The organism is Phascolarctobacterium sp. Marseille-Q4147 (genome assembly GCF_017968825.1).
Classification (GTDB): domain Bacteria; phylum Bacillota; class Negativicutes; order Acidaminococcales; family Acidaminococcaceae; genus Phascolarctobacterium_A.
On record NZ_CP072874.1, the window covers coordinates 855,087 to 876,864 of the forward strand.

Genomic DNA, 21,778 nt, shown 5'->3' on the forward strand with positions numbered 1-21,778 from the left:
ACCTCAATCCGCAATAACACGTATCGTTTTTAAGCTGCTGTCCGCAGGACCGCTCACCGGCAGTCCAAGCTCCTTCTGCGCCCTGCAGTAGGCAATAATCTCTTCCGTTACCAGCTCGCCCGGCAGCAGCACCGGTATTCCCGGCGGATAAAAGCTCACCTGCTCGCCGCAGATTTTGCCTGCAGCCTGCGCCAAAGGTACCGCTTTTTTCGCACGATAAAATACGTCGCGCAAAGGCAGTATTGCCTGCGTCTGCGGAACCTGCGCTGCCGCAGCAAGCTGCAGCGGCGCACGCTTCTGCGCCTGCATTTTATCCAGTACGGCAGCAATCCTTGCCAATGCCTCGTCATAATCCGTAGTAACATCTGCATAGGTCACCAGAAAGAGTACATTATAGGCATCTACAAGCTCAACAGCAACTCTTGCCTCACGGAAAAGCTCCCCGACCTCTACGCCGGTATAGCCCCAGGCTGCAAAATTCACTGTCACCTTCGTGCTATCCAACTGCAGTCCGCCGCAATCTGCTGCTTCCATCACACGCAAACCGCTATAAGAAGCACACAGTCTGCGCAGCTTGGCGGCAGCCTGTACAGCAGCCGCTGCCATCTCTCCGCCGTAGGCCTGCACCTGTGCTCTGGCGGCATCCAGCGATGCCATCAGCAGATAGTTGGGACTCGTCGTCGTCAAAAGGCTCATCACATCCGCCGCACGCTGCAAATCAAGACGTGCTCCCTGCACATGCAGCATGCTGCACTGCGTCATCGCGCCCAAAATTTTATGCGTACTCTGAGCGCAGGCATCAGCGCCGCACTGCAGAGCGGACGGCGGCAAAAGCTCACTGAAGCCCAGATGCGGTCCATGCGCCTCATCTACCAGCAATACTGCATTATGCGCATGGCAGCAGTCGGCAATCGCCCGCACATCTACCGCCACACCGTAATAATTAGGGCTTGTCAGCAGCACCGCTTTAATTTTGCTGTCCTGCGCCAGCGCCGCCTCTATCTGCTGCACCGTGACCTGCATCTGAATGCCGAATTCCGGCTGATACTCCGGCTGCAGATAAACTGCCTCTATACCACCCAAAACAAGTCCGCCGGCGACACTGCGGTGCGCATTGCGCGGCAACAGCAGCTTTTCGCCAGGGTTCAGCGCCGTCAGCAGCATAGCATGAATTGCCTGACTTGTGCCGTTGACTGCCCAAAAGCAGGCATCACTGCCGTAGGTCTGCGCCGCCAGCTCCTGCGCTTCTTTAATATAGGTTTCCGGCTCGTGGATATCATCCAGCTCGCTCATCAGTGACACATCCATCTGCACGCTGGCACCCAGCTCCTGACGCAGCAAGCGCTGCATGCCGCGTCCTCCCTTATGTCCGGGAGTATGCAGAGGATAGACGTCCTCACTTTTATATTGCAGCATCGCCTCTATTAAAGGCATGCTAATTTTATCTTTCATTATTTGCTCCCTCCGGCAAAGCTAAACTAATTTAGTACATCATTATATTTTAACATATTTAGCACTGCAGATATAGCATTTCAGCTGCTAACAGCGTAAATTTATTCTTTAAACGCATGCTTGGGCACAAAAAAGGAGAGGCCCGTACATCACAAGACCTCTCTGAGTTATTATATGAGTCCATTACTTACGCTTTAGTTGAGCTAATCTAATTTTGAAGAATAATTATATTAAACAGCTATATTAAAAGCTTATTGCAATATAGCCGATAATCAGGCATACCAATAATAAGTACAAAGTGTATAAAAGTGTGTATACTTTATATTAGTTCCACGAGTTGATATCAATTCTCCACAACGTCTGCTCATCACTCTTTTTCACAATCTTTAATACTACGGATGCCTTTACGTTATTTTTAGTTTTTAAAAAAATTTTAACATCTTTGCTATATGAACCTCTATCTTCTATCCACCCCATATTTTGTAAAGAACTATTGTAATAATTTATTAGCCGACAACTCTGACTGGTCGGAACTTGAACTGTATACCAATAATGTGAATCTCTATGCATATCGTAAATTACAGTCGAAAAGCCAGACTTATAAATAATATTGATGGCCTCATTTCTTAGTTCCTGTTCATCAGCACTTTTCATGAATTGATTGCCTAATATAACACATACAATTAACAGTACAACTATTACACAGATCTTTCTTTTATCTATAGTCTTTAATATTGCCAATATACTTTTCTCCATAGTGTTTAAGGTAACATCCTTTACCCGCGACAACACTGCTGCCTTTAACACTGCCAACTGTGCTTCCCACCTGCTCAGTGTTCTGGTTGGCGTACTGGTCCTTCTGCTTTTCCTTGCCAATGGTAAAGCCCAAACCACCGCCAGCGAAAATACCGCTCTTCTTTACAGATTTAATGTATTCGCTTTCGCTTGTCTGCTCCGCACTGCCGATATTCAGATTGCCGCCGGTTTTTACGTTTACGTCATTATCTGCAACTACGTTGCTGCCTGTAATGTTCGTATCTTTTTTACTGCTAATTGCAATTTCTCCGGCAGAAACATTGCTGCCGACAACAGTATTCTGTTTACTGTAATCATAAATATCCGTTGTTTTGGATGAAAGCAATCCACTGACCTTATTATGCTCTTCATGCAGGCGCTCGTGGTATTCTGTTGCATTAGCGATATTTATATTATTTTCGGCAATCAGGTCGGCTTTTCCTGCTTCACTGGCTACATTGCTGCCTTTAATATTGTACTCAGCAAGTTTTTTACTCTTGTTTAGTTCTTATATTGTCTAATATGTATCTTATTATATCATCAAATTTTTCGTTATATTCCTCCTTAGTGAATTTGAAATCAAAACCAACTATAGTATTTCCAAAAGACTTGGTTTTCTTTTCCCTTTCTGGCAATCTGATTTCATATACTTTCACTTTCATATCATATGACACTTCTATAAGATAATTATTTGAAAAGAACTTATTCCATGTTTTGTACTTCGTTTTTTTAAAAGGATCTACATCTTCAATATTATCATCTTTATATTTAGATATACTGTAATTTAAATATTGATCAACAGAGTTTTTTAAATTATCTAAACTGTCTATTTCTTTCATATATCCCATACTCTCATAAAAGCCAATCGTAGTAACATGATATACTAAAATAGAAATTTTTTCTGTTTGCTTATCAACGAATAAATTAACTAGTCCTCTCATATAATCACCTACTCTATAATAGTAATTTTCACCTTTATGCCTTTGTTTCCTGCATATTGTATAGCTCTATCAATACCATATTTCTGTTCTTTAGAAATTATCGTTTTTGAAATTGCTATCTCTAGTTCTTTGGAGTCATAATCATTTAAGCCAATAAATTTTCTGTTCCATGATTTATATGTGAACTTATCTAATGCATCAATATTTTTCACCAAAGTATTATAAATGCCTTTACCAGTTTGATAAGTAGGTAATGTTAAGTCCATACTTTTTATACTAGTAATAGTTCTATCATTTAATTTATCAACAACAGGAAAATTGTAGCCTAAATTGTTGCCCAGTGCCTTATCTATAATTTGTCCTCTTTTAAACGCCCCCTTAGTCCACAGGTTATCTCCTACATAAATTATATCATTAGTTAATTTAGTAGTCGATATACTCTTAGCTGTGTACTTTTCTAAACTAGAAACAATCTTGCCTACTCTAGGAAATTTAGTTAATATTTTGCTACTCCCAGAAGCAACACATAAAGAAGCTATATCAACACTAATACGACCTAACTCGTAACCTGTTTCTTCTGCTGTACCATTTTCAAATTTATCCAACCTCTCGTTGAATACATCTACAAATTGCTCTTTTATTTCATTCGCTAAACTAGGTTCTTCATATAAAGCTTGCAAGAATTGATACATTTCATTAAGAGTACCAAGAGGATCTGAAACAATAGCAGATATATCTTCTATTTCTTCAACACCTCTATCTTTTAATCCTTCTCCATATCCATTTAATACACGTTTAGGATTAAATATTATATCTGCTACCGCATTGTTCTTCGTCCCACTTGCAGCAACACTTCCACCTGCTTGGGGATTACCAGATACAAATTCAGCCACAACTGCTCCTAATGCTGCACTTACCCATTGCATTTTATCAGGATCATAATTAGCCGCTTTTTTAACTTCTTCAATAACTAGCTTGTTTATTCCAGCAGCAGTTGCACCAGCAAGAAAATCTCCCCCAGTAAGCTTACTCATAATTCCACCAACAACTGCATGATAAAGAGCTTTCTGTTCGTTGCTGCCATCCATGTAGTGAATCTCATTATCCGCCAGCTCACCAACCAAATCAAAAGATTGCAACAATCCTATCTATTTCCTTGTCTGATTTTATTATATTATTTCAAAACAACGGAAGATAAATATATATTGTAGAAATATCTTATTTTAATTTTTGAGAACCAAGCAATTGCTATTGCCTTCTTAGTTACATATCAAGAAAAATAATTTTATGCCACTTATTTTTTTTATTAATATAAAAAAGTAAGGTAAAATAAAAGCAAGTAATATTGAAGGAAAGACCAGAATTATGAAAATTCTTCTTTTATATATTTTTTTCAATGAACGTAGCTTAGCAAAATCACCTCTTTTTCTGTAGAATAACATTTCTTTTACATCTCTATGTAATTCTTCCCAAAGCAATGCTAAAAAGGCAGGTGATAGTTTTACAGGAAAATATGCCTCCCATGTTTCCAAACTAGTACCATCTTTCATAGTTGGAATGATAATATATAATATATAAAATATACAATAATATACTATATAATTTATTTTATTTATCTTCTGCATCTTTACCTCGCAAATCATTCACCGTTTTTATATCCATAACCAGTCCTAAATCTTCTAAAGTAGATTTCAATTTTTCTCTTTCAACATCATCTCCTACTAAGTGTTCCCAATTAATATTATTAAACCTTCCTGTCTTAGAAGCTAAAACTAATTTATCTAAATCTCCATACAAGCTTATTACTTTGGCTACACTATCAAAGTTATCATATCTATCATTGCCCAATAGATCTTTAAGAACATTATATTCCATTTTCTCATTATCAACTAAATCATGGTTTATATTAGAGAATGTGGAACTTGATTCATTGCTTCCATGTATAAGCAATATTACACCAGTACAAAGTTCTGCTGCTAATATAATATTATTATTGTTATTGCTAAAGGCAGAAACAATAGTCATTGCTCCTGTATATGATTCCATAATATTATCTACAAAATCATAAACATACTGGCCAGCTTTTTCATGGTGATCATCACTAATTACAGTATCTTTACCCAAAAGCGATTCTCTTTTTGATATCACATTGTGATCTTCTAAGGAGATTTCCTTATATGGCATTAATGCTCCTATACTGTCTTCTTTATATAGCTCACCATTAGGCTGAACATAATATATACTTCCATCAGAGAATTTTATTCTATCCCCAGGCTTTATATTCGCTACAGCTTCTACTAAATCTCTGCTATATCCTATCATCCAGTCTTTTGTATCAGCTCTTAATTCCACATCATTGCCATTCTTGTCAACTCCAACGACTTCTTTGAAAATCTCATATTCGTTTAAATCTCCAACTTTTCCTGTTAATTGAAGTTTATCTTTATTCTTTTCATACCATTCTCTGTTTTGTAGTACAGAAATGACACTATATTTAAAATCAACTTTTTCTTTTGCTTTATCTTTTTGTTCAGGTGTTAGCGTATCATCTTTATCAATAGCAGCTAATTCTTCTTCATATTTTTTCTGTTGTTCATGCGTCAAATAGTTATTCTTCGTACCACTAGAAGCAGTAGATGCTCCCACCTGCGCATTGTCAGCTGCAACCTGAGCTACTACGCCACCAATAAGAGCACTTGCCCATTGATGCATTGCAGGATTATCCTTGAACATATCGCTTAATTTATCCTGAATCATTTCATTAATCATAGCACCAGACGCCCCTGCCAAGAATCCACTGTTATTAAGTTCACTCATGATACCACCCACAAGTGCATGAAGGGCGTTCTTTTCTGCACTGCCTTCTTGCCAGCCATTTTTTATAGCCAAATCGCCTACTGCTTTATAAGCAATCTCTCCAAAAAGTCCGGCCAGTTCTTGGCGTTCTTCGACCTTCGTCTTGTCAAAAATTTCAGCAAGCTTATTAAGGCTGTTTTGGGTATCACGATTCAGGTCTTTAAGATCCTGCTTCTGGTGCCCTTTATCCCTGATTTCGATTTCACCTTCAGAAACAGTTGCCTTGGTTACGCTTTCAGCATTATCTTTAGCACCTACACCAATGTTAGGCGTTACACCAGCATCTTTTTTCTTAGCATTCTTAGATGTATCGACATTGATACCAATACTTCCAGCTTTATAATCCGCTTTGTTTTTAATATCTTCATAGGTCAGTGTACCTGTGGAGATTTTATTTTTGTCTTTTTCAGCTTCACTGGAGATAATACCGCCTTTGAGGTCGGTATTTTCACCTACGTTAATATCAAACCCTTCTTTGCCTGCGTAAATACCGCTTTGGTCTGTTACGCTATTGTAGTTGCTGTCAACATTACTCTTTATAGCACTACCAAATATACCTGTCTTATTGGCATTGTTAACCTTGTCTTTTTTATCAGCGGTTACTATGCCATCTTTTTTATTCTTACCACTAAGATCAACACCAACGCCAAAACCAGCAGAAGAGTTCTTCTCTTTGTAAGAATTCTTCTCCTGCTTGCTTTCGATGTTAAAGTCTTTGCCTACATTGCCAGTAACCTTTTCACCACTCAGCTCGCCACCTTTAATGTTGGTGTCTTTGCCACTGGTAAAGTCAAGATTCTTATCCGCCTTTACAGTACTTTCATTGTAAGATGTGCTATTGGCATCTACTTCACCTTTGCTCTTGCTTCCGCTGATGGTTACACTGCTTACCTGACCTGTTGCTAGGTCAAAGCCTACGCCAACACTTGCACTGCTGGACTTGGAATTCTGCTCCAGCTTGTTGGTTGTTTTAGACGCAGTTATATTAAGGTTTTCTTTAGCGTTTAAGGTAACGTTCTTGCCTTCAACATTGCTGCCAATGATATTAATGTCCTTCTTCGTAGAAACAATGCTAACATCTCCACCAGCCTTTACTTCGCTGCCATTAGCTACTACGGTTGTACTTTTGCTTTCGCTTCTGCTCTGGCTACTGCCAACACTCACGTTAAGTGAAAGTCCTTGTGATGGATTCTTCACAGCATCTTTTATCATGCCTATATTTTTCTCTACAGACTCAACGGCCTTATAACCATGCAACGCTGCCAAACGTTTATCATTTACCTGATTGGCACGCTCAACATGGTTAACTACTTCGTTTACCTTATTTACTGCTTCACCGCCCACAGAAACACTCAGTCCTGTTCTTTTAAACTCATGCTTCTCCTGCGCATTATAAATGCTGTTGCTGTTTTCAATGCTGACATTTTCACCAGTTATATTTATATTCTTACCCGCAACAACAGTACTGCCTTTAACGTTCGCAGCCTTATCTGCATCCAGTTTCACACTGCCTTTAACGCTACCAACTGTGCTTCCCACCTGTTCAACGTTCTGATTAGCGTACTGGTCCTTCTGCTTTTCGTTGCCAATGGTAAAGCCCAAACCGCCGCCAGCAAACACACCGCTTTTCTTTACAGATTTTCTGTATTCGCTTTCGCTTGTCTGCTCCGCACTGCCGATATTCAGATTGCCGCCAGCTTTTACACTTACGTCATTATCTGCAACTACATTGCTGCCTGTAATATTCGTATCTTTTTTACTGCTAATCGCAAGCTCTCCGGCAGAAACATTGCTGCTGACAACAGTATTCTGCCTACTGTAATCATAAATATCCGTTGTTTTGGACGAAAGCAGTCCACTGACCTTGTTGTGCTCTTCGTGCAGGCGCTCATGGTATTCTGTTTCATTAGCGATATTTACATTATTTTCGGCAATCAGGTCGGCTTTTCCTGCTTCACTGGCTACGTTGCTGCCTTTAATATTTATATCGTTGCCGCTCGCAATACTGATATCGTTCTTCGCCGCAATAGTAGTGCCTTTCACAGCTTCATCCACCTGCTTGTTATGGTTGTAATAGCTGCCGCCACGGTTGCCTACTTCGCTTTCCTCGCTGTACAAATCTTTCACCGCGTTTATGTTTACATCGCCTTTAGCATTTAAAGCAACATCATTTTTCGCACTCAAAACACCACCAGCAATGCTGATGTCCTTTTTCGTATTCAGGCGGATGTTCTCGCCGCTCAGCGCACTCTGCTGGTGCTGCACGTCATGAATTTCTGCTGAAGAACTGCCATAAGCTACGGCAACGTGCTTTTCATTTGCTACCATTACGATATCAACATCGTTAGCACTCAAAGTCAAATCCTTGCCTGCAGTCAGATTTGCACCCTTATTAGTAATGTTCTTGCCTGCCTCCAGCGTCAGATTCTGCCCAGCACTAATAGAACCAGTTGCTTCTATCTTTTTCTGGTTCAGTTCCTTATATTGTTTTTCGCTCGTTGCTGCTTCGTTAGTGATGTTTCCCGCTTGCAGCAATGCATCCACTTTTGCACGCATGGTGCCACTGTTGGTAATATTTTTCTCTGCTTTAACAGCTAAATTTTTGCCTGCAATATCGCCTTTGTTGTCCACATTTTCTGCGCGCAAAGCTACAGTACCATCGCTCCTGATGTTACCCATGTTCTTGATATCCTGCTTGGAGTACAGCTCTACCTCACCGCCTACGATGAGCGCACCGTCAGGACGCAAATCTTCGCTGCGCACCTGTGCCAGGAACACCTCCGGTACAAGAACCTTTTGTCCGTTTACTACTTCTTCCACGAGCCAGACAATATCTGTGGTCAGGCTTGCCATCTGCTCCGCAGTCAAGGCAACACCCACTTTAAGGTTCATCTCCTCTGCAACTACTGCGCCTGCGTTCATCAAAGCAGCAAACTGCTCCATATCACTGCCGTAATCGCCAAGATATTTCTTTCCTGTCAGCGTACCAATCTGCTGCAAAACAAATTGCTGTTCAAAATAACCATCGCCAAGTCGTTTGCCAACCTTTTCCGGATCTGCCTTTACACGCTCCAAAAGGTAGTCACTGGAAAGGAACTCGTGATAATCAGCAAACTTCTTGTTTGTCTCAATGAGGTATTTCGCCGTTGCATCATCCGTCAGCTTAAAGATTTTGCTGTTGATGTGCAGACTGGAAATATCCATCATTTTATCGCCTGTTTGGTTATCCTTGCCTGCTGCTGCCTTATCATCAGCCTTTCCTTCTACGCTGGTAGATACATCCTGCTTTTCCTTGTAAAGCTTTTCGTCCGTAAGATGCTTGTCTGCATCCGTCTTGAAATAATCATCACTTTCAGGCAAATCGCCTACTTTCCCTTTGGCCTGATGTGTTTTATTTACTATTTCTTTGGCTTCAATTTTTACGCCACCAACACCGCTCAAAAGGCTTAAACGCTCACTGTCAGTGCCCTCCTCATCACGCATCGTATGGTCATAATAAGGGATTACAGTAGTACCATAAACCCAACGGCATCTGATATGCATTCTTCTGTATTTCTTGTACTTCCAATAATGGTCTGCAAAACAAAGGATAAGTAACTATATATTAAGCAATTATGTGAATTTATTTTTGCTTATACGAATTTCGCATATTTTCCCGTTAAAATACATGTAAAACTCAAATTGATTTTTCTTGAAACGATAACCATTAAAATCTTTTTCGCTTATCCAGTCATTATTTTTCAATAGTTTTGTGTACTTGTCTACAACTTGCTCTTTAGAAGCATAGAAAATATACTTAGTTTTAATGGAAAAATCTGAAATAGTCTCTTGTTTAATATCAAGCATCTTATGAGGTTCATCAATCATCAATTTGTACCACTCAATATATAATTCAGATTTTTCTTTTTCTCTAGTATAATGCTCTACTATACTAGAGTTTATTATAGTTAAAGTGGTAAATATCACTAGCATTAATGAACATAGCATTGAATATATGGTTCTTTTATTAAAATAATTAATTGCTTTCATTTTGATTACCTACGTATAGTTATTTCTACTAAAACAGGAGTACATTGTACGATTCTGATATACCCTTCAAACTCATGCTTACTATCTAAAGTCTTATTGAATTTTATAATTCTTCTTGAATAGTCAATGTCTACTTCATGTTTTTGAGAAATCTCTTTAATGTAATAATCAAAAACATTTTCAGCACACATATCAGTAATAAGCAAAATGCGTTTAATATACATATGCGCATCAAAATCCTTTGAAAAATAACTTACATTTTTATGTTCTGCGCCTACAGGATCACGAATATCTTGAAAGGTTTGATATAATGCTATTTTCTGATTAGTCGCATACTGTGAAAGAACTTCTTTTCCAAAAAAAGTTTTTCCCCATATAAGATTATAACCCCAAATCATTGATATGAACAAACCTAATAAAATACCCATAGTGATGCCTAGATTAAAATTATTTTTCATCATCTCACAACTCCTCGCATAATATTTTTGCAAGTTAAAGCAACTACACCTTATTATCTAAAATGGTATGCTGTTGGACTTTATCGGTATCCATACAGGTTTATTTCCTATATTTGTTAACATTTCATAATATCCATTATTTTTTCTTACTACTTTCATCTTCGTTTTATCCTCATTGTAAACTATAGAATAATTACCATTAGGGTTATCATGTAAATATTCACTTATTACTTCGTCATATGATATCCAAATGTTTTTATCACTTCTATTGCCTATTTTAATAGTATTGCTTAATCCTGCAGCTATAGCAGCCTTAAACTCTGAACTCAGTCCAGCTTCTGACGAAATCTGTTCGCCACTTGATGACCAACTAGCACCAACATGAATACTTGCAAAATCTATACTTCCAGATACAGACCAACCCTCTATCTTATCAACTGCATTCTCACCACTTCCAAAATCAACTTCTACCATAGTAAATCCTACACCACGACCTTTATTTAATGGTTGCAAGCTTACAGCAGTTGTATCATAAATTATCAAGTCTTTAGGATTATTAGGATCTTTTACAACATAGCAACCAACTGTTACCCCACCAGGTCCATAAGCACCATTAATTAAGATTGCATAAGCCTTATTTTCTTCTAATTCATCCACATCGATTTTATTTATCATATTTTCCATAAAATCATGCCAATAGTTATTCTTAGTCCCACTCGCAGCAATACTCGCCCCAGCTTGCGTATTACCAGACACTAAGCCACTAATCACTGCTCCTAACACTGCACTTACCCATTGCGCCTTATCAGGATCACCATCTGCAACCTTAACTATTTCTTCAATAACCAGCTTGTTTATTCCAGCAGCACTTGCTCCCGCAAGAAAATCACCACCAGTAAGCTTACTCATAATCCCGCCAACAACAGCATGGTAAAGTGCTTTCTGTTCATCACTGCCATCCATGTAGTGAATCTCATTATACGCCAATTCGCCAAACAAATTTGCTAATTCCTGACGTTCTTCAATTTTTGTTTTGTCAAAAATCTCTCCCAGCTTGTTAAGGCTGTTTTGGGTATCACGGTTCAGATTAGTAATATCCTGCTTCTGGTTTTCTTTACCACGGATTTCAATAGTGCCTTCGCTAATTGTGGCCTTAGTTGTGCTTTCAGCTTCTCCACTTGCAGGCATACCAATATCAGGTGTTATACCTTTTTCATTATAATCAGCATTGTTATTTTTATTTACTTTCGCACCAATGCCATTAGCTTTATAATCCGCTTTGTTCTGAATATCTTCAAACGTCAACGTACCTGTCGAAAGCTTATTCTTGTCAGCATCAGCAGTACTTGAAATAATACCGCCTTTAAGGTCAGTGTTTTCACCTACATTAATCTTAAAGCCTTCTTTGCCTGCGTAAATACCGCTTTGGTCTGTTACGCTCTTGTAGTTGCTGTCAATTTTACCAACGCTTGCACTGCCGCTAACTGCTTTATTACTGCCAAGACCAACACTCGCGCCAACAGATTTATTGCTTTCTTTGTAATTGTTGCTGTCCTGCTTGCTTTCAATATTAAGGTCTCCGCCTACGTTACCGGTAATCTTTTCACCGCGCAGCTTGCCACCTTTAATATTGGTGTCGTTACCACTTGCAAAACTTAAATCTTTATTGGCAGTTACATTGCTTTCGTTATAAGTTGTGCCATTTGCAGACACTTCTCCCTTTGACATACTGCCGGAAATGCTGTAGCTTGGGCCTTTACCAAGTTCTAGGCTTGCGCCAACACTTGCACTGCTGGATTTACTGTTTTGCTCCGTTTTATTAGTATTTTTAGACGCAGTTATATTAAGGTTTTCTTTAGCGTTTAAGGTAACATCCTTGCCTTCAACATTGCTGCCAGTGATGTTAATATCTTTCTTCGTAGAAGTAACATTAACATCCCCGCCCGCCTTTACTTCGCTGGCGTTAGCTACTGTTGTTGTGCTATTACTTTCACTCTTGCTCTTCGTTGTGCCAAGGCTGACATTAATAGACAAGTTTTCGGTTACCTTGCCACCACCATTGCTTTTAATATTTTTGATAGCTTTATCAGCATCCTTGTATCCTTTGACAGCAACTAAAGCACCAAGGCGTTTATCTTCAACCTCGGTTGCATGTTTTACGCTGTTCGCTGCATTATTTACAACATCTACATAACCTCCGCCAACAGAAACACTCAGTCCTGTTCTTTTAAACTCATGCTTCTCCTGCGCATTATAAACGCTATTGCTGTTTTCAATGCTGACATTCTCGCCGGTGATATTTATATCCTTAGCTGCGACAACAGTACTGCCTTTAACGTTCGCAGACTTATCAGCATCCAGGTTCACATTGCCTTTACCACTGCCAACTGTGCTTCCCACCTGTTCAACGTTCTGATTAGCGTACTGGTCCTTCTGTTTTTCCTTGCCAATGGTAAAGCCCAAGCCGCCGCCAGCAAACACACCGCTTTTCTTTACAGATTTAATGTATTCGCTTTCGCCAGTCTGCTCCGCACTGCCGATATTCAGATTGCCGCCAGCTTTTACGCTTACGTCATTATCTGCAACTACGTTGCTGCCTGTAATATTCGTATCTTTTTTACTGCTAATCGCAAGCTCTCCGGCAGAAATGCTGCTGCCGACAACAGTATTCTGCTTACTGTAATCATAAATATCCGTTGTTTTGGACGAAAGCAATCCACTGACCTTATTATGCTCTTCATGCAGACGCTCGTGGTATTCTGTTTCATTAGCGATATTTATATTATTTTTGGAAGCCAGGTCTGCTTTTCCTGCTTCACTGGCTACGTTGCTGCCTTTAATATTGATATCTTTGCCGCTCGCAATGCTGATATCGTTCTTCGCCGCAATAGTTGTACCTTTTACAGCCTCATCAACCTGCTTATTATGGTTGTAATAGCTGCTGCCACGCTTGCCTACTTCGCTTTCCTCGCTGTACAAATCTTTCACAGCAGTTAGGTTCACATCGCCTTTAGCATTCAACTCCACGTCATTTTTCGCACTCAAAACACCACCAGCAATGCTGATGTCCTTTTTCGTATTCAGGCGGATGTTCTCGCCGCTCAGCGCACTCTGCTGGTGCTGCACGTCATGAATTTCTGCTGAAGAACTGCCATAAGCTACGGCAACGTGCTTTTCATTTGCTACCATTACGATATCAACATCGTTAGCACTCAAAGTCAAATCCTTGCCTGCAGTCAGATTTGCACCCTTATTAGTAATGTTCTTGCCTGCCTCCAGCGTCAGATTCTGCCCAGCACTAATAGAACCAGTTGCTTCTATCTTTTTCTGGTTCAGTTCCTTATATTGTTTTTCGCTCGTTGCTGCTTCGTTGGTAATGTTCTCCGCTTGCAGCAATGCATCCACTTTTGCACGCATGGTGCCACTGTCGGTGATATTTTTCTCTGCTTTAACAGCTAAATTTTTGCCTGCAATATCGCCTTTGTTGCTTACATTTGCTGCACGCAAAGCTACAGTACCATCGCTTTTGATGTTACCCATGTTCTTGATATCCTGCTTGGAGTACAGCTCTACCTCACCGCCTATGACGAGCGCACCATCAGGACGCAAATCTTCGCTGCGCACCTGTGCCAGGAACACCTCCGGTACAAGAACCTTTTGTCCGTTTACTACTTCTTCCACGAGCCAGACAATATCTGTGGTCAGGCTTGCCATCTGCTCCGCAGTCAAGGCAACACCCACTTTAAGGTTCATCTCCTCTGCAACTACTGCGCCTGCGTTCATCAAAGCAGCAAACTGCTCCATATCACTGCCGTAATCGCCTAAGTATTTTTTACCTGTTAAGGTGCCAATCTGCTGCAAAACGAACTGCTGCTCAAAATAACCATCACCAAGTCGTTTGCCAACCTTTTCCGGATCTGCCTTTACACGCTCCAAAAGGTAGTCACTGGAAAGAAATTCGTGATAATCAGCAAATTTCTTGTTCGTCTCAATAAGATACTTCGCCTTTGCATCTTCCGTCAGCTTAAAGATTTTGCTGTTGATGTGCAGACTGGAAATATCAGTCATTTTATCGCCTGTATTGTTATCCTTGCCTGCTGCAGACTTATCATCAGCCTTTCCTTCTACGCTGGTAGATACATCCTGCTTTTCCTTGTAAAGCGTCTCATCTGTAAGATGCTTGTCTGCATCCGTCTTGAAATAAGCATCGCTTTCAGGCAAATCGCCTACTTTTCCCTTTGCCTGATGTGTTTTATTTACTATCTCTTTGGCTTCAATTTTTACGCCACCAACACCACTCAAAAGGCTTAAGCGCTCACTGTCAGTGCCCTCCTCATCACGCATCGTATGGTCATAATAAGGAATCACAGTAGTACCATAAACCCAACGGCATCTGATATGCATTCTTCTGTGCTTTTTATACTTCCAGTAATGATAGTCATTGCCACGGTCATAGTAATGTATCGTTCCCTGATAACCCACATTTTCTACCGTACCGCCAGCATTGACAGTTAAATTTTGGCCTGCCTTTATTTTGCTGTAATGGTTGGTCAGATCTTTGTCCAAATCAATGTTGATGTTACCGCTGGCAATGATATTTGCATCCGCAGTCTCCTTGTCAATCTGCGCAGTCAGAATCTGCCTGTCAAATTTGCGCACTGCATCATAATAATTAGGTGCGTTCAAATGCGGAATCTTGTAGGAAATATCCTCATGGCTTTCTTTAAAGCTTGTCTCAAAAATCTCTTTCTTGTTGACAAGATTCTTCGCCTTAATGCTGATATTGCCTTCACTTTCTATATCAGAGGAACGGTTAAGCACAGTATCTTCCGCAGTCAAAGACAAATCACCTGCAGCATTAATTAAAGAGCCTTGCTTTACGCCTGCTTTGTTCTGATTTGTAATATTGGTGGCAGAAATTGTGCCACTCGCGCCAACAGCAACCAAACCATCTTCGTTCAGGAAATCACCAATGCTATTGATTGTCAGATTCTTAGTGACAAAGATATTACCAAGGTCTTTATTCGTGAAATCGTTTGAAGTGTTTATAACAGCATTTTTACCGACACCAAAATATGCACTGTCCTGATTCGTAAGACTGCCTAAATCTGCTTCCAGATTGCCTTGTACGTCAACGCTTGCTTTACTGCTGCGCATTGTGTCAGCAGTTATTTTCGCATCCCCGCCGGTATGTAAATTAGCCAGATTATTGTTCAGCAGCATGCCTGCTTTTATTTCACCATCACCGGAAACATAAATATTGGCATAATTATTATTCAACGTATTGCTTGCTTCTAACTGCAGGCTGCCCTTGCTGACAAACGCGCCTTTATTAGTATTGCTAAAATCCGTCGTCGTAATTTTTGTCCAAGCATTATTACTATCTGTGCTTATGGTTGCACCGTCATTAGCAAATCTATTAGCAACAGCAAGCGTACCATTTTGCCCATAGTTAACCAGGGCAGTATCCTGATTTATAAAATCAGCTGCCCTCACGTCTAAATCATTGCCAGCTAAGATGATAGATTTATTATTACTAATAGACGCAGCAATATTGATATCCGCATCATTTCCGGCAGAAATCAAGCTGTTATTAGTATTAGATAATTTTGCAGCAGAAACCTTAAGAGCTTCGCCTGCTTTCAAGGTAGCCTTATCCTGCTCCACATCACCACTTACTGTAGCTGTTAAATTTTTCTGTGCTTCAATGTAACCCAAGCTGCTATTTTTAAGTGCACCAGCATTTATCTGCATATTTTCTATCGCAGCAATCTTACCGGTGTTCTGCATTAATCCATCTGCACTGATATGCAATTCATTGTTATATACTTCACTTTTATCTACCTGCAGGTTGTTCGTGAAGATCTCCAACTGTTTAGGAGTGCGCGCATTCAGGCCATCACCAGCGATAAGCATATCACCCTTGTTGTCACTGAATTTAAAGCTGCCATCTGCCCAGTTTGTCACCGCACCTGTAGAAAGAAGCACATTATCTGTGTTTATAAATCCAAGTCCGTTAACACTTATACCATTGGCATTAGCAATAACAACACTTGCTTTGTTGCCTGCAACCTCCAGATATCCGTTAAGTGTGCTGGCATTGCTGCTGGTAACCTCGTTTAAGATTACACGCGCACCTTTGCCGGCAAGGAACATATTGCGGTCAATGTAACCGCCAAGCTCAGTTTTAGTGTACTTGGTTGCGTTATTCAAAATCAGGCCTGTGGATTTAATGTTGAAATCACTGTACAAATTACGGGAAACACCGTTGCCGTTCACTTCCGCAATCTGCACCAGGTCAACACCATTAGCAGCCTTGTCAATAATTGGTTTATATTTACCATTGGCGTTAGCATCTGCCACTAAATCTAAATCATTGTCACTTATCTTATCCTTTTTCACCGTAGCCGCAACACCAGAAGCTTGCGCTATATCAGGCAAGGCAGGCGCTTTAAAATCTTCTGCCTCACGCGGTGCCTCAGGATCCGGCGTCTCAGGGATTACCGGTTTATCAGGATTAATCTCTGTAATGCTTACACCGGTAGTATTATTAATTTTACCATCTGCGCCAATAGTATAAATATTATTCTTGTTTAAAGTAAGCTTATCTGCTGTAACATTTACGCTGCTTTTTGCGCCGATAGAACCACTGCCACTAATAATACCACCAGCAGAAATACTTGCTTCGCCATTGCTATGCATATATCCGTCGTTGTTTATAGCTTTAGCACTGGCTACATGCAATATACTTGATGCATTAATATTGCCACTGTTTGCAATTTCATCAGCAGTAATCCTTAATGCTGCAGCGTCCTGCAAAAATTTAGGATTCTCCTCTTCCTCTTCTGCAGTGTACGCTGCGCCTGCTTCCAAGGTACCACTATTGGTCAGCTTGCCGCCAACAGTCATCGTCATATCCTTTTGTGCTGTTATAACGCTGCTGTTTTCAATGTCTTCTGTACTGCTGACCATCACGTTGCCATCGGAGGTAAGAGATGTGTAATCCTGATTTTGGAGTCCGTCTGTAGCATTACTGCTGCTGCCAGAGTTTTTAGTAAAGACAATCCGGCCGTCATTGGTAATGCTTAAATTCTCCTGCGCTTTCAGGTTGCCGCCAATATTCATGCCCAGCCCTTTTTCCGTACCTACAAGCATAATCCTGCCGGCATACATACCGCCCAATGCAGCCACATCTAGTGCCACCTGCGGCTTCTCCGCAGTCGCACTTGTTTTCTGCACTTCTAACGAGCCATCTGCATTATATTTTACCTCATTGCTGCCTGCAACAACATTTATCGCCTCATTTGCCCAAAGCTCATCATTAATTTTTATCGCACGGGCCATAATATCTAATTTATCAGGTCTGTAATCTGTGCGTCGGTCTTCTGTTAAGCCAGCATTCTGGATATCTATAGTACCTTTTGCAACAGAAAAGCCATTTAACTTACCGTCAGCACCCCAATCAGGCACACCTGTAGTCAGCGTAGCTCTGCCTACATTGATAAAGCCAAAGCCCTTGCCGACAATACCGTTGGGATTGGCAATTACTAAATCAGCTTTTGTACCTGCAATCTCCAGCATACCGTTAAGATTCGTTTTACCTGTACCGGTTACTTCAGTAAGAATCAGCTTTGCTGCATTTCCCTGCAAATTAGCGTTAGCATTCAACGCTCCTGCTAATTGGGAATTATACTGCGCGCTTCCTGTATGGTTGTTGAATACAATACCATTGCCAGCCACATTGAAATCAGTAAATTTATTGTGTGATAAGCCATTACTGTCCGGTTTCACTATATTGATTATATTACCGTTTACATTCGCTCCACCTGCTTCTGCAGTAACTGCTGCATAGCAAGGCATAACTGCCTGCATCTGCAATGATAAAGCAATAGCCAAAGCCAAAAATTTCTTTCTGTTCTTACCCAAATTCCCCATAATAGCCCTCCATCCTAAGGCTTATACCGATATCTTTAAATCTGTGCTGTAAGCATCAGGCCATACGTTCTGCTGGCAGTCTTAAATCCTTCCGGCTTCTTGACCGGATAACCAACAAATACATCATAGCTGAAAGCCCCTACTCTTCCTCGCATACCGATTGCACTGCCTACTAATTCCGTCCCTAATAAATATTCGGTAGATGGTCCTGATACCTTGCCATAATCCAATGCCAAATATAGCTGATGCGGTAAATCATCTATCGGAAAACGCAACTCATTGCGTACTACAATGCCATCTTCTGCTGAAAGTGTCTGCTCTCCATCAAAGCCACGTACACTGTACCAGCCTCCTATAGAAAAGAATTCACTGCCATATATTCTCTGATCTGCTTTTTGCCCACGCACGGAAACATTATACTGCGCATCATACCCATTTCCAAAAGGCACCGGAGCAGTATAATTAGCGCTGAGCAGATACATATTGTACTGCGTTGTTGCTTCATCCGTCATACCGTCAGTAGGTCCTGCATCTGCATACCACGGCAAGCCCTTCTGCCATTTCAGCGAGGCATCTAATACGCTTGCACCAAGATACTGCCTGTGATTGACACCGACCTGCATTGCTGTTGTCTTTTGGCGTTGCACCTCTATTTCCGTGCCGTCTATATAGCTGTGACGAGTTTTATGTACAAGGCCAAGCTCAAAATCAGTTTTACTCTTTTGGTCACGCTGCAGCAAATGATTCCAGCTAATGCTGTCACTTGTAAATTTACCGCTGGAAATAAAAGGATTTACTGCATATTCAACAGTCTGGTGGTAATCATTCTTGCTATGGCTAAAAGTAAATCGCTCTTTACCGAACGGGACACTGTAGTACAAACTGTTCGCCCTTGTTCCCTTACGTTCTCCTGATTGCGTAGCATCTTCATTCCAGCTTGCGTAAAATACATCATTCGCTGAAAAAGGCTGCAGCAGCTGCAATGTTGCGCTCATCTGTGCCCTGCCTGTTGTCTTAGTGCCGCTGTTATCTACTGAAGTCATTAAAGTCCAGGGCTTTGTGCGCTTAATATCTATAACGAGATTGCTTTCACCTTCATTACTGCCCGGCTCAATCTTGATATCTGCACTCTGCGAAGGCACATTGTTGAAATTATCTATGGTCTGTTCTATATCACGTATATTAAGTATTGAACCTCGCTTCATGGAAACTGCATTATGCCAAGTTCCCCAAGTGTTTTCATTTCTAAATTTAATATCCCCCACAATACCTGGTACTAACGAAAAAACAAATTTACCTTTTGATAAATCCTGTTCACCAACATATACCCGCGTCGTTATATATCCGCGGTTGATGATTTCCTGGTTGATTCGTTTCAGCAATTCATTGATGCCGTTCACACCAATTCTCTGACCATTAAACTGTGCCAAATATTCATCTATCCAAGTAAATTTATATCCATACTCAGGCGCAGAAAGTACAAACTGTTTGATTTTAAAACTGTTCTCTTCCTCAGGTAAAACAAAAGCCTCCAAACGGCTGCTTTGCTGCTGCGATTTAGCCATCGACTGACTAACGCGATGCTGCAAATCCTGTTCAGCGCGTTTGGAAGCTTGCTCCTGCTCTTTCTGAGCAATTATCTGTTGTTGTGTATCTAGTTGAGCTGCACCAGCATATACAGGCAATAGAAAACCTGCTGCCAAAGCTAATGACGAAACCACCAATCCTTTTCCCACAAAATCACCTGCTTAAAATATTTTATAATTCAAGTAACTTTAATTAAACTATTCCTAAGATGATTCTATCATAAAAACTCTGATTTGTGAATAATTTATTTTCATGAATACTCTTAAATTGGGAAATGATATAGATTCTTGATTATCTTTAGGTGTGCAAATGCATTATACAATCTACCGAGTATGCTTATTTTATCTTTTTGAATAATCTTTTTGTATTTGCCGTGGCAATTGCCGCCAGCTCCTCAAACTCCATTCCCAGCACCTGCGCCGCATTACGCGCCGTATATTCCGTATATCCGGGATTATTGCGCTTGCCGCGGAACGGTACCGGTGTAAGATAAGGGCTGTCGGTTTCAAACAGCAGCAGCTCCTTAGGAATATACTGCATAACCTCGCGCACCTTCTGCGCATTCTTATAGGTAGACGTACCGCCGAAGCCAAAGTAATAGCCACGCTTAGCCAGCTCCTTCGCCATCTCCAGCGAGCCGCTGAAGCAGTGGAACACTGCCTGTACGCCATGCACTTCCTTCTGGAACAGCTCCAGCATATCGCCGTGCGCATCCCTGTCATGAATAATCACCGGCAAATCAAACTGCTTAGCCAGATCAAGCTGCTCTAAGAAAATACGCTTCTGTACCTCCTTAGGTTCGTTTTCCTTCCAGTAATAATCCAGACCGATTTCACCGATTGCCACAACCTTCGGGTGCTGCGCCCACTCTGCCAGCTGCTGCAGATAATCGGCTGGAATACCCTTTAAATTTTCCGGATGCCAGCCTACTGCCGCATAGATAAACGGATATTTTTCCGCCAGCTCCACCGCAACAGCACTGCTGGCAGCATCACAGCCTGGATTGACGATACCGTCCATATCCTGCTCCAGCTGCGCAATCAGCTGCTCTCTATCCTCATTAAAAGCTTCGTCATCTAAATGGGCATGCGAATCCCACAAACCAGTTCTGCTCATAATCTACCTCACATTCACAAAAAAGTTCAGATACAGCTGCAAAAACAGCAGCATGCTGAACAAAATATAACGGAAAACCGCCGCCTTACGCGAATAATATTCGCAGCCCGGCAGATAAAATTCCTTGGGATTTTGCGGATTATAAATAATTTTACGCGGCAGCTTCAGCGTAAAGCCACGCTCCAGCACATCACCGCTTTTTTCCTTCGTTCCCTTGGCTTCGTTCAAGGCTTCACTGTATTCCTTGTCGCCTACTTTATAGGTAAAAACAGGACACAGCTGCTTGCCACGGCTCCAACTGCTCTTGTAGCCGGTAATCACCGCACGCACCTCTTCAGTACACAGGCTGCTCAGCTTAGGGAAATAATTCTTCGTAAAGATGCAGACAATGCCATATAAATAAATCAGCAGCGCCAGCTTCAGCGTCCAGGCCATACCTTTGAACATGTAGAAGTCATAACCGGGATAATGCTCTCCCAGCCATGCATGCGGCAGGATGTAAGGCACCATGCTGCTCAGCAGCACTAAAATCATACTGATGCCTATAAAAATATACGGTCGCCAGAACAAGCGCGAAAATAGCTTTTCGGACACTGATAAGTCCCCCCT

At 41.0% G+C, this 21,778-nt stretch carries 13 protein-coding genes; all 13 read right to left on the minus strand.

Features of this window, described 5'->3' with window-relative positions; genetic code table 11:
- Window positions 1–3: 3 nt before the first annotated feature.
- Complete coding sequence (locus KAH19_RS04025) at window positions 4–1,452, minus strand: aminotransferase class I/II-fold pyridoxal phosphate-dependent enzyme (protein WP_210685200.1); 1,449 nt, start codon at window positions 1,450–1,452, stop codon at window positions 4–6.
- Between the two features lie 324 nt (window positions 1,453–1,776).
- Entirely contained in the window at window positions 1,777–2,193 is a 417-nt protein-coding gene (locus tag KAH19_RS04030) for a hypothetical protein (RefSeq protein ID WP_210685201.1), read from the minus strand.
- Window positions 2,168–2,719, minus strand: a complete 552-nt coding sequence (locus KAH19_RS04035) for a hemagglutinin repeat-containing protein (RefSeq protein WP_210685498.1) — start codon at window positions 2,717–2,719, stop codon at window positions 2,168–2,170. Before KAH19_RS04035 ends, KAH19_RS04030 begins: the two co-directional genes overlap by 26 nt.
- A 19-nt stretch (window positions 2,720–2,738) precedes the next feature.
- On the minus strand, window positions 2,739–3,188 hold the full coding sequence (locus KAH19_RS04040; protein ID WP_210685202.1) for a hypothetical protein: 450 nt from the start codon (window positions 3,186–3,188) through the stop codon (window positions 2,739–2,741).
- Between the two features lie 8 nt (window positions 3,189–3,196).
- Window positions 3,197–4,330, minus strand: a complete 1,134-nt coding sequence (locus KAH19_RS04045) for a hypothetical protein (RefSeq protein WP_210685203.1) — start codon at window positions 4,328–4,330, stop codon at window positions 3,197–3,199.
- A gap of 117 nt (window positions 4,331–4,447) precedes the next feature.
- Entirely contained in the window at window positions 4,448–4,813 is a 366-nt protein-coding gene (locus tag KAH19_RS04050; RefSeq protein WP_210685204.1) for a hypothetical protein, read from the minus strand.
- Entirely contained in the window at window positions 4,797–9,251 is a 4,455-nt protein-coding gene (locus KAH19_RS04055) for a hemagglutinin repeat-containing protein (RefSeq protein ID WP_210685205.1), read from the minus strand. Before KAH19_RS04055 ends, KAH19_RS04050 begins: the two co-directional genes overlap by 17 nt.
- Before the next feature lie 405 nt (window positions 9,252–9,656).
- Window positions 9,657–10,073: a hypothetical protein gene (locus KAH19_RS04060; protein WP_210685206.1), complete on the minus strand. Its 417-nt coding sequence runs from the start codon at window positions 10,071–10,073 to the stop codon at window positions 9,657–9,659.
- Between the two features lie 5 nt (window positions 10,074–10,078).
- Complete coding sequence (locus KAH19_RS04065) at window positions 10,079–10,534, minus strand: hypothetical protein (RefSeq protein ID WP_210685207.1); 456 nt, start codon at window positions 10,532–10,534, stop codon at window positions 10,079–10,081.
- Between the two features lie 54 nt (window positions 10,535–10,588).
- Window positions 10,589–18,466 carry a hemagglutinin repeat-containing protein gene (locus KAH19_RS04070; protein WP_210685208.1) on the minus strand — a complete coding sequence of 2,626 codons (7,878 nt, stop codon included), beginning with the start codon at window positions 18,464–18,466 and terminating at the stop codon, window positions 10,589–10,591.
- Between the two features lie 35 nt (window positions 18,467–18,501).
- On the minus strand, window positions 18,502–20,202 hold the full coding sequence (locus KAH19_RS04075; protein ID WP_210685209.1) for a ShlB/FhaC/HecB family hemolysin secretion/activation protein: 1,701 nt from the start codon (window positions 20,200–20,202) through the stop codon (window positions 18,502–18,504).
- Between the two features lie 187 nt (window positions 20,203–20,389).
- Window positions 20,390–21,169 (minus strand): TatD family hydrolase, encoded by a 780-nt coding sequence (locus KAH19_RS04080; RefSeq protein ID WP_210685210.1) that lies wholly within the window; start codon window positions 21,167–21,169, stop codon window positions 20,390–20,392.
- 3 nt (window positions 21,170–21,172) lie between these two features.
- Window positions 21,173–21,763, minus strand: a complete 591-nt coding sequence (locus KAH19_RS04085) for a hypothetical protein (protein WP_210685211.1) — start codon at window positions 21,761–21,763, stop codon at window positions 21,173–21,175.
- Window positions 21,764–21,778 lie beyond the last annotated feature (15 nt).

Bases quoted from the DNA above. Each gene is read 5' to 3' on its own strand.
- KAH19_RS04025 (WP_210685200.1), bottom strand. From the start codon at position 1,452: ATGAAAGATAAAATTAGCATGCCTTTAATAGAGGCGATGCTGCAATAT.
- KAH19_RS04040 (WP_210685202.1), bottom strand. From the start codon at position 3,188: ATGAGAGGACTAGTTAATTTATTCGTTGATAAGCAAACAGAAAAAATT.
- KAH19_RS04050 (WP_210685204.1), bottom strand. From the start codon at position 4,813: ATGCAGAAGATAAATAAAATAAATTATATAGTATATTATTGTATATTT.
- KAH19_RS04055 (WP_210685205.1), bottom strand. From the start codon at position 9,251: ATGATGGATATTTCCAGTCTGCACATCAACAGCAAAATCTTTAAGCTG.
- KAH19_RS04060 (WP_210685206.1), bottom strand. From the start codon at position 10,073: ATGAAAGCAATTAATTATTTTAATAAAAGAACCATATATTCAATGCTA.
- KAH19_RS04065 (WP_210685207.1), bottom strand. From the start codon at position 10,534: ATGATGAAAAATAATTTTAATCTAGGCATCACTATGGGTATTTTATTA.
- KAH19_RS04070 (WP_210685208.1), bottom strand. From the start codon at position 18,466: ATGGGGAATTTGGGTAAGAACAGAAAGAAATTTTTGGCTTTGGCTATT.
- KAH19_RS04080 (WP_210685210.1), bottom strand. From the start codon at position 21,169: ATGAGCAGAACTGGTTTGTGGGATTCGCATGCCCATTTAGATGACGAA.